This is a genomic window from Lysinibacillus sp. FSL P4-0201 (assembly GCF_038593425.1).
Taxonomy (GTDB): domain Bacteria; phylum Bacillota; class Bacilli; order Bacillales_A; family Planococcaceae; genus Lysinibacillus; species Lysinibacillus capsici.
Window position 1 is genome coordinate 3722680 of record NZ_CP151995.1, and the last position, 14217, is coordinate 3736896.

At 32.0% G+C, this 14217-nt stretch carries 11 protein-coding genes; 1 reads left to right on the plus strand and 10 read right to left on the minus strand.

All coding sequences use genetic code 11. The features are described 5' to 3' along the window. Positions 1-133: 133 nt before the first annotated feature. Entirely contained in the window at positions 134-1828 is a 1695-nt protein-coding gene (locus MKY76_RS18705; RefSeq protein ID WP_342556962.1) for a DUF262 domain-containing protein, read from the minus strand. A gap of 181 nt (positions 1829-2009) precedes the next feature. Here MKY76_RS18705 and MKY76_RS18710 point away from each other — a divergent pair, with 181 nt between their 5' ends. Further along, a complete protein-coding gene (locus MKY76_RS18710; protein WP_342556963.1) occupies positions 2010-2135 on the plus strand; it encodes a hypothetical protein in 126 nt (41 codons plus the stop codon). 168 nt (positions 2136-2303) lie between these two features. On the opposite strand, the gene MKY76_RS18715 is transcribed toward MKY76_RS18710, so the two are convergent. The 9 genes from MKY76_RS18715 to MKY76_RS18755 all read right to left on the minus strand — a co-directional run bounded on the left by MKY76_RS18715 (position 2304) and on the right by MKY76_RS18755 (position 14216). Next, positions 2304-3083: a hypothetical protein gene (locus MKY76_RS18715; protein WP_342556964.1), complete on the minus strand. Its 780-nt coding sequence runs from the start codon at positions 3081-3083 to the stop codon at positions 2304-2306. A gap of 399 nt (positions 3084-3482) precedes the next feature. After that, positions 3483-3698, minus strand: a complete 216-nt coding sequence (locus MKY76_RS18720) for a hypothetical protein (RefSeq protein WP_342556965.1) — start codon at positions 3696-3698, stop codon at positions 3483-3485. Positions 3699-4150: 452 nt separating this feature from the next. Next, positions 4151-4315 carry a hypothetical protein gene (locus tag MKY76_RS18725; protein WP_342556966.1) on the minus strand — a complete coding sequence of 55 codons (165 nt, stop codon included), beginning with the start codon at positions 4313-4315 and terminating at the stop codon, positions 4151-4153. 171 nt (positions 4316-4486) lie between these two features. Next, positions 4487-5935 (minus strand): protein kinase, encoded by a 1449-nt coding sequence (locus MKY76_RS18730; RefSeq protein WP_342556967.1) that lies wholly within the window; start codon positions 5933-5935, stop codon positions 4487-4489. A 1-nt stretch (position 5936) separates the two neighbouring features. Then, positions 5937-6542, minus strand: coding sequence for a hypothetical protein (locus tag MKY76_RS18735; protein WP_342556968.1), 606 nt, complete (start codon positions 6540-6542; stop codon positions 5937-5939). Further along, positions 6535-8223, minus strand: a complete 1689-nt coding sequence (locus MKY76_RS18740; RefSeq protein ID WP_342556969.1) for a DUF87 domain-containing protein — start codon at positions 8221-8223, stop codon at positions 6535-6537. Before MKY76_RS18740 ends, MKY76_RS18735 begins: the two co-directional genes overlap by 8 nt. After that, positions 8220-9380, minus strand: coding sequence for a hypothetical protein (locus MKY76_RS18745; protein ID WP_342556970.1), 1161 nt, complete (start codon positions 9378-9380; stop codon positions 8220-8222). Before MKY76_RS18745 ends, MKY76_RS18740 begins: the two co-directional genes overlap by 4 nt. Further along, the gene (locus MKY76_RS18750; RefSeq protein ID WP_342556971.1) at positions 9361-10170 is read right to left on the minus strand and encodes a hypothetical protein; all 810 of its coding nucleotides are present in this window, start codon (positions 10168-10170) and stop codon (positions 9361-9363) included. Before MKY76_RS18750 ends, MKY76_RS18745 begins: the two co-directional genes overlap by 20 nt. Continuing rightward, the gene (locus tag MKY76_RS18755; RefSeq protein WP_342556972.1) at positions 10167-14216 is read right to left on the minus strand and encodes a hypothetical protein; all 4050 of its coding nucleotides are present in this window, start codon (positions 14214-14216) and stop codon (positions 10167-10169) included. Before MKY76_RS18755 ends, MKY76_RS18750 begins: the two co-directional genes overlap by 4 nt. Position 14217: the final 1 nt, after the last annotated feature.

Genomic DNA, 14217 nt, shown 5'->3' on the forward strand with positions numbered 1-14217 from the left:
TCCTACATTTTATAAAAAGCCTATTCAAAAATTTTTGAATAGGCTTTAATATTAAATATTTATAAACGGCGGCGCTTATCTTATTAGAAACGATGGTCTACCATTTTTCTCTCACTCAAATGGTACAAAGTTATCACCCTAACAATTCACGTATCTTTTCTGCAAGTATTGTTTTTCTAGCCTCATAAAACTTTTCGAAGTCTTCAATTTCTAGTGAAACATCATGAGGAATCATAGCCTGTTTACAAAATTCCACCTTTTGTTCTTCGTTCATATCGTTATAGTAATCAACTAGTCTCATATCACTTTTGCCTCCATTACTTCTTCCCTCAAGCAAATGTAGATTAGGGAGACGATTACGCATTCCACGCCATCTTTTCCATTCTTCTAAAGTAACCGATACAGGTTTATTTCCGTTAAACCTGTTATCCGGGTGAAGATGGTCTTGTTCATATTTAAAGTTCTTATTTGTCCAGTCAAGATTCAAATAATAAAGAACCTCGCCAGCAACTCTGCTGCCTTTTTCTGAATTTAGGACATCTTCAATTTTACCATCTGTGACTCTCAGATCATTCATCTGATCGAGCATTTCAATAGTAATTTCGTAATCAAAGCTATTGATGTTGCTCTTCATCTGTTGTAGCTTACCTGTAGTGCCTGATTGGAAATAAGTAAAGAATATCGCCCTCAGTAAATAAGCACGAACACCTTTGATGTTTTTGCCGAAATGATCAGGATTATAATAAATATAATAAATGATCGGCAACAGTACGTTCCAACTGCTTGAGAAACGACTTACATCAATATTCATTTCCTTCAGAAGACTTTCTGTATTTGTCAGTGCTTTCTTGAAGCCGTTCCAATCGTTTTTTAATTCCTCTGCAATCTTTTTGTTAATGTTGGATTTTACAACATCACCATACAGCATCAAGGCTGCTCGGATAATAAAATCCGTATCAAAACGCGCATACGAGTCAACAAGGATTTTCCCAAACTCAGTTTTCGCACTTGGCCAGTATGCCTCCAGAATTGACATCGTTATTTCAGATTTACGCAGTGCCTTTCCACCACTGTTGAACCTTACAAACATCTCAAGCGCATCATCTTGTTTCATGTCAATAATCTCAGTGTATCTGATCAGTTTTTCTACAAAAACTTTGTTATACAATTTTTTCAGAATGTTTCGCGCATAATCCTTGCTATCTGCCGGAACATTCACAATGGCTTCTTCAATTGCTTTTTCTCTTGTCGTTTCATCTTGGAATTTCTCATCAAGTATATTTTTAATCTCAAATTGGGTTGGACTTAATCTACCAATTTTTTCACTAAACTTAATATCGAATTTCTTGCTATTATACTCATCCTCAACCACTGAAATCTTATTTTTGTTCAGTTCGATTAGAAGTTTCGTTAAAATCTTATCCCCAGTGATCCTTCTGGCATTTTTCGGACGTATGTATGCTTCCCCGAACAACGATAAAAATAATGATGTTAGCCTTTGCTGTCCATCCAATACGGCCGTATCAGTATCCTTGACATTTATGCCGGTCAACTCGTAATTAACACTATCAGCTTGTTTTCTGCTGTCAAACGTAACTTCCGATAAAAAATTGCAAAAATATGTATCCCACGTCACATTGGAATCATCAACACACCAAAGTAGAAATGTAGCAATAGGGTAATCCAACAAAATGGAATCCCATAGTTTTTCAATTTGCTCCATGCTCCAGACATATTGTCTTTGAAATGCTGGCATCACATATTTTCCGTCTTTAATGTATTGTAAAGCCTCATATATAGATATACTGTTATCTATTAATCTACTCATTTTCGCACCCCTCAATAATTCCGAATACTAAAAAAGAACTATACTATTTCAATTATACATGATTTGGAAATTTATATTCTATTTGATTTCATAGAAATGAAGCTCTTCACCCGTTTATTAGTAATTAATTATCTAAATTTGCATACATTTTCTATAAAGAAGTCTATTAGGAGGATGAGAAATGCTAATGTGGAAATTTAGAAAGAGGAAAAAATCAGAGGATGGAATCACAAAATTATTTTTAAATGAATTGCTTAAAGCAAATATAAGAAAAGAAATGAAAATTGTTAGAGTAAGAAAAACCTAAGCTTAATAAAAGCATAAACACTCAATTGACAGTGTTTATGCTTTCTATTTAGGATAAAACTACTTTAAATGCTTATTATGTGAGTTTTTTTTGGGCTGCATGTCTTATCTACTAAATATCAACCAACTTTGATTTATAAAACAAAGTTTGTTTATATCGTTTAATACACTAATATATCTCATCTATATATTTTATTTCATTAATTGATTTATGAATTAACATTAGAGCCTCTAATAGCTTGTAACCCCAACCATTATCTACTTCAAAACTATGTTTCCATTCAGAGATCATCCCGGCCAATTCAGCTTGGCTTACATCAACATCCTCTATAAAGTAACCAAAGCCAAAAATGTTATCAAATATGTCATTAATTAATTCTGATATTTTAAGTAAGTCTACGCGATATTCTATATAATATTTCATTAACTGTTCTTCACTAAAAATCTTTAATTTTTCAACGTTAGTATAATCTATACCAGAACAATATTCACCATAAGGTAATTTCCATGCCTTTTCGTAAATTTCCGACAAAGTCTTTGCTAATGCTAAAAGTGTATCTAGTACTGGTGAGTGTTGGGCAGAACTTACTACATGATCCAAATAATGAAATAAGGAAATAAAATCCTGTATTTTTCTATCTAATACCCACTGGTTATCTACATAAACAAATATATCTGGATATTTAGACATTCTAATATAACCACTAATGTCTTCTCCCGAGTTAAACATCTCATATATTTCAGTTGCTTCATTTGATTGATCAACAGGAACATCTAAAGTTACATATGCTGTCAATTCTCCACTAAGCGTTTCGTAATCATGCCAATGAGTAGACCAATTTATAAAAGGTGCTTTCTCTTTTAATTCATTTAACATTTCATCTAGTGTGTCTAAATCATTGGTACTAAAATTATCAACACTTTCGTAAAATGTCTCGTCTGAATACATAGCTCAGCGGACCCCCTTACAGAAATACTGTTTAAATATATTACTCATTATGTGATTTATCAGCCAAATACCGTATCTAATTATAGTTACTAATAAAGGTATCTATTATTAGTTTCCAAACTGGATTCACTTCAAAAAACCTTAGATGTTTTGAGTTGACCAAACTATTAGATACGAATAATAGTCACTATAAAATATATTGGTCCCTCTATGGTAAAACACTTTTTAGTAAAGTAAATTTTAATAGATACGATTAATGGTCTCTAACAATAGTAACTAATATTGATTTTTAAAAGATATTTCTTTTCATGATCAGCATCGATAACACAACAAATTAAAAGCACTAAATTGCAATGCATATGACACATTATGAGAATATTTTTAGCAATCATTTTCTAATCATTCAGAATAAACCGAGTAACTAAAATCAATATAATCGTCTAGCTCTGATTTTTCATCGTTTTGATTCATTCCCCAGCCAAAACGTTGAAAATCTGTCCCACCGTCAATAAAAATGCTACCGCAGTTGCATCTGCGAAAATCATTATTATATTTTGATTCGATGATATCATTACACTTTTTGCAACGTACTTTGTTTACAAGTACTTTTCGCACAAAATCACCTTCTGTAGAATTTGTCACTAATTAGGCGTACTTTACAACTAAAATTTTTAATATTCTTATTCGAAATAAAAGTTCAAGTAAGAAGGGCATTGATAATTAAACTAGGTTGGGTTCATCTATTTTTGTAATACCTATAACTTTGGAACATAATAAGCTTGAGATTTATTATCCAGTTTCATACCCTTAATTGGGTACACTAAACTATACCCAATTAAGGGTATGAACGACTTCATATACCTGAAGTGATAGAACAGTTGGTATTACTGTATTTATCGATAACTAAACTGACCCTTTTTCGCCGACTATTATAAGTCTGAAACCCCAAAGTTACCTTTAAAAAATATAGAAATTTCAATGGGAACTTAGAGGTTGGTTTAGGATTGCTTTCATAGGTTATAAATTTAAAAATAATCGCATTGTTGTAAAACGTTCAATAGTTATTTTTACTCAATTGTTTCGAACTTTTCTATTATTTCCAAAATCACTTCTTGTGATATTTTTAAATCAGAAGATATCTCATTATATGACTTACCATCTAAATGAAGCTTAATAATGTTTATTGTAGTATCTTGAACTTTTATTAAACTTTGCTCAAAGCCACTGATCATAAATATACTTCCCTCTCTTTAATTGTAATTAGAATTATTGGGAGCAATTAGAGGATGTAAGAAATAACTATAGAATTCAAAAGTAGGTCTAGGAAATAATTAGTATGGTTGCTCCTGACTATAAGAGATATAAAATGACTATCAGGATTTCAATAAATTTTATATTTATATTTACAAATAAAATTCAAACCTCGCCAATTTATCTTTTACAGACTGATCGTCTGGTTTTAACCGAAGAGCATATTTATAATATCCTCTTGCTTTTTCAAATTCTTTTTTTTGTTCATATGCTTGACCTAATTTTTTAACAACAATCCAAATACCCGGTGTATTATGATTTATTTCTTCTAAAAGAGTTATCGCCTGATCTTCCTTGTTACATAGGCCATAACAAGATGCTAATCGATATCGATAATCCACGCTATCAGGTTTTTGTTGCACCAATCGTTGATATATCTGCAGGGCTTCTTCATATTTTTTTAAAGAGAATAAGATTCTTGCTTTTAATTCCTCTAATGAAAATAATAAGTTTTCTCTTCTTGCTTCTTCAATTTCATTCGTAGATATATCGTTTAACATCTTGAGTGCTTCAAATCGTCGATCCGTTTTAAAGTATATATAAGATAATTGGAGAAGCAAATCGGGAAAAACATGTCCATTAGCAATCTCATTCTGAAGAATCTTCTCAGCAAGTTTAAATTTCCCTAATTTACAATTTGTTATTGCTAACTCAAGAGCATCACGTTTTTCAACAAGGGTAGTTTTAGGTACGTACCTCTCAGTTGTATCTTGTTGAAGTTGTTTTTGAACAGCTTGTTTAAACTCATATCGAAAATCATGAACAGTTTGATATCGGATTTTAGGATTACGTTCTAATGCCTTCATAATCACTTGTTCCATTTTTTCATGAATAGACTTATTTAATTCTCTTGGACGTGGAAAAGGTTTATTATGAATAACATCTAAAAATGTATCATGCGGTGTTTTCCCAGTTAAAAATTGATAAAGGATTACACCAAGCGAATAGATATCAGAGTTTAAATAACGTTCTTTTGAATTAACTACTTCCGGAGCAATGTATGCGTAAGTACCCACTCCATCAATTGTCCTAACAAAGATGTCTTCAATCAAACGACTTGTCCCAAAATCGGTAATTTTCACTTCTTTATTCTTAATCAGTATATTATCCGGTTTAATATCACCATGAACTACCTTTAACTTGTGCATAAATTCTAATCCATTCAATATCTTTTCAAATATTTCATAAACAGTATCAAATGTGCGTAATGAAGATAGTCCATTATCTGTCATCTCATGTGATAACGGATGACCCGCAAAATACTCCATCTCTATAACAAAATACCCGTCAATTCGGCCCATATCGTATATTTGTATAAGATTAGGATGAACTAAACCCTTTAACTTCAATCCCTCAGCTAAAACTTTATCCCCTTTTTCTTGGCTTTTTGGAATCTTTAAAGCAACTGTTTCACTATCTTCACATCGAATCGCTCTCCATATTTGCCCAAATGTCCCTTCATTAACATACTCCTGCAAAACATATTTATTCGCTAATTCCATATCCTTCTTTAAATCTAAAATATAGCGCTTACGAACCATATCATTTCACCTGAATCCATTGATTAATTGTTAATCTCTCTTTCCCACCTTGAGCAACAGCTTGAAAAACTAAGTAATCGCTTATAAAAGAATTAATTCCATTTATATATGTGCCATTTGGGAGACGAAATCCTTCATCAAAAATAGAAATATACTTTTCAATATCTCTCGGTATAATTCCATTGTACGACCAATAAACAAATAATATAATTGGGATATCCCCACCTAATTGATGATAGGCAATTAATAAGTTTTCTATTTTTTCTCTCAATTTATCATTTTTAGCTTTAGAATTCTCAAATCTTTCGAACTCAGAAACTAACACTGGTTTTAAACTATCTTTATCATACCAAATGGAATCAGGTCGCACTTCACGTGTTAGAGAATGACTGAATTTTTCATGAACTGGATATACAGGATATTCAGACAGAGCCGTATATCCATCTAATTGCCTTCCCATTTCAGTAATATAGTTTAAACCGGTAGAATGAACTGTTTCTGAATAATCCCGCATACCTCTAGTTGTTAGCATCGGAAACCAAGTATGTCTTATATAACCATTTTTAAATTCATGAATAATCCAGTCTTTTATTTCTTCTTTAGTCATTAAATATGCCCCACTCTTTTACAACCTCTGGTGATTGACCACCATGAACAAGTGCCTTCGTACCAACTTTAACTAATAACGGTGCAGGTATTGAACGCCCAGTAAGTAGAGCTTCTCCTGTTGAGAGTGTTGGCAGCTCATCAATATCCGCTTTTGTAAGCATATCCGATGTTTTTGTGATGAAGCGTTGATCATCTGGGTTTTTCAAACGCATTGTTATTATAGTATTGCACTGAGATGTTACATCCGCATCTAATTTTGAAGGACGCTGAGAAACAATCGCAAAACCAACTCCAAATTTTCGACCTTCAGCCGCTATTTTCTTAATTATTTTTTTAGAAATAGTCGGTGTACCTGCAGGTGCGTAGTTATGACCTTCCTCATAAACTAAAAAACAAGGACGTATTGAACGTTGTTTATCAGCAGCTGCACGCATAATTTCACTAGATACAAGAGCAGTTACAATTTGTTTTGCATCATCCGAAATACCTTGTAAGTCAATAATTACTAATCGACCATTTTTCTCATTCATCTCACCTATTAAGTTGTATATATCAGTCGGCTCACCAATTGCTTTCGTATAAAAACTCTTTGCCTCATTTATAACTCGTTTTAATTTCATTGATGCAACAGCAGCACTTCTACCATTTAAAGCGCGTGATTCAGCATCCGAAAGATCGTCCCAATTCTTTAGTTCTTCTAAATCTCCAGATAGTAATTCTCTAAGATCATTTATATCTCTTGGTGGATGCGGATATTTGAATTTCCAATAGCGGAGTGCAACATCAAGCACACGTTGTTGCGGTTCTGTAAGACCCGGTAAAATTTCTTCAAAATCATCCATTTCAAAACGATCAAACTGTAATGCAAGGTGGCTATTCTTATCTGAGTATTTATAATCAAATTCCTCCATTTGTGGAGTATAGACTTTGATTCCTCCCCCGGCTTCCTGTAATCTTTTTAATCTTTCTTGAATAAAAAAGATACTATCTTTTTCTTTTTGGTCCTCAATATGACTTAATTCATTATTAAAGTGAATAGTTCCCTTTTCGAACGCTTTCCCGTACTCACCATGTGTATCAAAAACAACAACAGTTCCATTCATTTGAGCAACTAATCTTTCAATAATTCGTCCAACAGTGTATGATTTTCCCGATCCAGTCATAGCTAAAACTGCTAAGTGTTCTGTTACTAGTTTGTTAACATCCATATAAACAGGTACGATATTTTCTCCACGCTCATATCCAATTAAATTACCAATAGCAATACTTCTATTCTCATCAAACTGATAAAATTTCGCTAAAAATTCATAGTCTACACCTAAAACCTTACTACCCGGATCAAGTGGCCTTCTTGGTATACGAATTTGACCAGTATTTTCCTCTTTGTAACCTACAAGGTCAATAGTACCAAATAAGGTTTCCCCAGTCATTTGTACCCCCGGTAATAATTCTATTTCATTTAAATCGTTACCCATTTCACTGTTATATAGAATGTTACTTCTTGATATGGATGTTATTCGTCCAAGAACATAGGTTACTTCCTCATCTAACCGCTCTTGATGAGATATTTTTACAAACTCCCCTCGTCTTGCAACAAAGCTATCATGAAGAATCATTTTTAATTCATTGGGATTTCCCGTATTTCCAATCAATTTTCCTATATATTTTTCTTGAGTCATACATTATCCTCTCCAAACAAATCGACTTCCTCAGTCCATATATTTTCAACTTCTTCATTTTTAATCATTTGTTGTGCTTGTGCTTTATAATAATGAATAATTGTACCAGTTTTAATCGGTTTTAATCCATGACTTGCATACCAAAGTGGTAATGGTAAAGCTTTTAACTGATCGATTGTAAATAATGAAATTAGATCAGATGTTAACTCATCTATTGAATTTGTATTCCAATCTCCTGTATGCCCTATTATTTCCACTAATAATGGCATTGTTTGCATTCCTGCACGGAAATGAAAATTTATAACACCCAAATCTCTTACAAATTGAGGCTCTAATCGATTATTGGAAGTTAATAGGTCGTATTCATAAGCAGCTGTCCTAGTTCTTCTTGTTAATACTCCATGTAACAATTTTTTGATTCCTACTTGTTTAATTTTATTGAAGGACATATTAAACTCTGTAAGTTTATCAGTATCTATTTTATCAATTAAGTATTTTTCTGTTAGGTCAGATGTTAAACCATAAAATATTGATCCAAAGCGTTTAGAACTAACCGAAACAACCTTGACTCCATTAGGATTAAAAGGATAAATATCATTCTTATGTTCTTTCCAGAATTGCTCAATTCTTTCCCTACATGAAACATAATCATAATGAAGATTTACGTGCGATTCTAATGGTTCATCACTTCTCTCTAATATTAAGGGTGTATCCACAATCACTAACTCTGGTTTATGCGATTCATATAATAACTCTTCCAATAAATCATACATTTGTTTAATATGAACAAATTTTAGTTTTTTAGTTATATCAATATCGTCTGCTTCATCGATATCAACCAAACTATCCTGAAAAGTTTGATAAATTACCCCCTCTTGAATGGATAAGTCCTGACGTAACGCTCCAGCACTATATAGAAGTCCTCCAAAAGCAGGTATAGTCTTACTAGCAGTTGCGATGCCCGTTGCATTTAAAGTTAAAGGAACTTTCTTTATTATTGGTCGTATGACACCACTATTTCGGAGTTTTGGAGCAATTTGATCAATAAAACGCATTTTAGATCCGAGCTTTGCAACTGTACTAGGTAATCCCAACTGTATTTTCGCTACTAAGCTATTTGTGATGGTTATATCACGTTTATCTCCATTCTCCATCATTATTCCCCCATCTCTTAATCTCCCGAACAAATGCTTGATATCTATTTAGTTTTAAATATTCTTCTCCTGAACTTGTTAAGACACAAGATGATTCTAGGAATTTTTCATTAATTAATTGCTGAAACATTTCCGTTAAAGTTTGTTGCGGTATGTTTTGGTTAAAGTATTTTTTAATTTGTTCATTTAAAATCGTAGTATCTAATACCCTTGAAGCTGCAAGAATTAGTATGAAAGCATGAATAGGACTAAAAATAACAGATCTTTCAGCTGGTACAACTGATTCTTCAATATCATTTTCATTTATTAATTCATAAAACAATTCTGTACAAACTGTACGATGAGACAATAATCGATAATCTAGTAAGGGTAACGTGGTTAAAGTGACACATCCAGTTCCGGAATTTTCATAATAATCTAAAGCTATTATTTCACTATTAGTTGTCCGCCATTTTGGCCTAACATTAGTTTTAAATACTTCCATAACCGGAATATTATTAAATGATTGAGTTTCTACTTCTTCTACCGTTAGACATACATTTAATTGTAGCAATGAAGCAATGTCAATTTGATGAAAAGGAGGAAAAACAATGAGTTGATTTCCCCATTGTTTCCACCATTTATTTAAGGTCTGAAGTTCTGTTTCGGATAATTTTAGCAATATAATCGCCGGAACAACACAAACCCCTTCATTTAATTCATTTATATTCCGTTCATCTACACTTGCCCAGTCTTTTAACACCTTATATTCGGTTCTATTGGAAAACTCTTTAATGATTTGGATGTACATCATAATAGCACCACTTTAGTTTTTATTAATCCGAAGTTCTCCAGTTCTTCTTTCTCTCTAGGATAACTACCCCAATCAATATCTGCGTTGCTATTAACAACTTCTTTAAAAAATTCAAAACGAACAAATTTGGCATTCTTATTAGAAAAAAACTGACGACCATCCTGATCTAATTGCTCCATTTTCCTTACTATGTTTTCAATTGTTTTTTCATAACTATCTTCTTGGATAGCTATACTTACTTCTGCTTCATAAGGTATCTTATTTTGTAATCGATATATATAATTTACGGTATCAATTAGTTCTTGGTCATAGTGTTCATTTCGAATTTTTCTCATTGAACTCTCTATTTGCTGAAGCATTGCAATTAAAGTTACTACTTTACTGTTTTGTTCTTTTAATAAGCCTTCTGCAAACTGAATTAATGGAAGAGCGTCTTTTTTGTGTGCTAAATAGTAATCGTCAATTTGCTGATCAAATCCTAAATTTAAAAATGTTTCTATTTCATTATTAGATATCTCTAAATCATCAAATTTTACTCTTTGCTTTATTTCCGATGGTGCAGATTCAAAATAAGTTAGCCATTTTTTTACCTTAGATTTATTTTCTACGAAATTATCAACTATTTGCTTAAATTTGCCGTATACTTCTTCATATCGTCCAACAATTCCATTATGACCTTTCCATTCTACAGTGTTTTGACCATCTTTAATTAATCCGATTTCGTTAATTATCGTGTTTAATCTTTCAATAGCTTCTTTATACATTGCTAACCATAAAAGATGTGCTAAACTATCTGATTGTTTTACCATCGTTTCACGTTTTGAAGATTTAATATAATCTTTTGCATATAATATTTCTGTTTGATAGCGTTCTAATGCATTAGTAAATGGAACTATAGGTAATAAATAGTCTTTATATAAGCTATTTTGTTTTATGAATTCTAGTTTTTCATTTAACTTGGAAAGTATATTCTTTTGCAAAGTTGAAACATAATCATGGAATAATTGAACTAGTCTCAACTTTCTCCATATCGGCATATTTTGATCTGAAATATTTAAATTACTAATCATTCGCTCGTTAAATTGCAATGAATTCCATTGCTCTTCATCATATATAAAGTTGCATTCTTCATGGAAGATTTGAAGCAATTTTAATTGTTCTCTCCATGTAATAATTGGATTTACGGTATCAGCTTGTAATGAAGAGATATTGATTTCATTTAATGTTTCATCAATAATATCTAAACGACTACGATATTTATCATCTTTTAAAATTCCTAATCTGTTTTTATCAATAGTTTCTTTAAATTCATCAACTAGTTTATCGTATTCTTCATCACGCCATTTTTGGACTTTATCACGTTGGTACTGTAAAGTTTGTTTCATAACATTTTGTATATGATTACCATTCTGTAATTCAATTACTTTCAAGTTCTGTAAAAAGAAAATCCATTGTTCTACTATTTTATTCGGTTTTGTTAATTCAGCCGAACTAAAGAAGAATTTTTCTTGAATATCCTTTAACACTCGACGCGTATTTCCAATATAGCTCAACAAAGTAGTGAAGGTTAGAGGAACTTGAACTTCATAGTCGTCTTCACTGGTTTTAATAAACAAATTTGCACCTTTATAACCATCTTTTTCAAGCTTGGCTCTTACTTCAGTAGCTTTTAAAACTTGGCAAAACCGATTATAATCTTCACTTTCTGAAAACTTAATTTCTTGTTTAATACCAATTTCTATAGATGTTGCGTTATTAATTAACATTTTTTTATATCCTTCAGCTAACAAAGGTAAATTATCTTCTTCTGATTTTGTAAAGATAATTGGTCTTAATACGTATCCTGATTGATCTATTTGTTCGAACCATATTCTAGCTTTATTAACTATTTCATCACGTAACGCACGGATTTTAGATCTAAAAGGTGTCGTTAACTGATTTTCAACTAGACGTATATCCATGACATCCCGATCAACCGATAGTACTTCTAAAACATTTTTCTGCAAATTTGTAACTTGGAAAAAGATTATACACCTACCCGCAAGCGGATAATCACGTTTGAATTTGGAAATATCATTTTCTGTGTCCGCAGTAGGAGATAAAATAAATATTGGATGTACACCAATATCTAGTAGATTACTTTCAGTTAGGTCGCTTAATTTTTCTAAACGGCTTGACCAAATAACATCTACTACTTTTTTAGGATGAATTCCTAAATGAATATTGCTTCCAACATGCGCCCTAAAGCCACAAAACTGTCCTTTAATTTTAAGTATTTGTATATCATCAGGATAATCTTGTTCTATAGCCCGAATAAATCCTAAAACTGTTCTCTCTATATCTTTTCCATAATCCTTTTTACGCTCTTTTAATAGTTCCTGTAATTCTTGATCTTTTTCCTCTATTAATAAATAGTTTGCAATACCCGTTTGAACAGCATATCGACGATTTAAACGTTCAAGGAATGTGAAATTGGGTCCGATATATGTTTCTTGTAGTGCTTGCTCGACTTTTTGTTCTAAATAACCAAATAAAATCTCTGCTGCATCTACTACTTCATCTTTCGGATATAGGGTTCTTACTTGTGCAAGAAAAGTTTCTCTTTCTTTACCGATAATAAAATAGTTTTCTGGAGCATTAATAGAAAATGTTTCTAAACTACGAATTAAAACGTCTAAATTAAACGATTCACCTGTTGTTTCATTTACAAATAAATGATTCGCGTCTGAACGATACTTATTATTAACAAGATAAAATCCAAGATCATTCTTTGTAAGAGGAATTGCTACAAATTCCCTAAATAGTGCAATACCTTCAATATGTTTTGCAGTTAATAATACTTGTTGCTCTTGTTCTGAATACGTATGTTTCGGAACAGGTAATTGACGTAATAAAGCCTTTTTAATCAATGGTTGATAAACAGGATCCGAATCAATATATTCAAGCTGCGAAATATCAATTAAACTGTCTTTAAAACGAGGTACAGAATTAGCTAAATCAATTAGTATCTGACCTACATCTGTATCAGGTTGACTGTCCAAATACTGATCGCAATGAGCCATTACAACATTTAGCCACCCGAAGTTTCCTGCTGCTATCGTATATGCTGCTTCAACTAAACCTTCAGGATACTGACGTACTTTTCCTTGCTTTTGTAATGATTCAATATAATCAGAAATATCTGCATATGAATTCTGTGTTATCTCTAACTTATCTCCACGGCGATCTAACGCTTCAAGAGAGCGGATTTGATCACCAATTGCAGGAGAACATAATAATAAGAACGAAACATTAGGGTGTCTAGAACGACTATCTTCATGTTTAATAGCGGATGTTATTACTTTTATAGCTTCCCCATCCAATTTCTTTTTACGTTCTTCGCTATTTTCATAAATACCATCTTGAAACAATTCATATTCAGATTCCACTTCATCCACAATAATATGTAGGTGATCAATGGCGAATTTGCTCAGATACTTCATACCATCTTTAACAAGTTTGTCTAATAATTGAATATCTTCTAGCAATTTTTCTGGAGAATGTTGACCTTTTTCTATGATCTCACCTAACTTTTCCGGAGAGAAACCAAGTGGAAGCAAATTACTTTGTAGATGTTTTATTATATTTCCTTGTATAGTCGATTCAGGTTTATCGTTTGCTAATTTAGATAAAGATATATAAGCACCATACCCCACCCAATTCTCACCATATAGGTAGTCTTCATTCATTTGTTCATAACGAATATAAACCGGCAAAATTCGATCTCCAAAATCTTCTTTTAAGAGACGAACTGTTTGTAATTCTCCTTCACTATTTCGGATTGTCCAACCTTTATCATTACCAAGAACTTCACTTATAAGTTCATAAGCAATTCTTGATTTACCGATACCCCATTTGGCAATTAAAGTAAAAATACGAGACATCGGCGCTTCTTTAATATCACTTAAAAAGTTTTGATAAGCTTTATAAAATTCATGCTGTCCTACCATAGGCTGTACAATAGGAAAGGTAGATACACCATCTTTTAACCAAATTGATTTATTCATG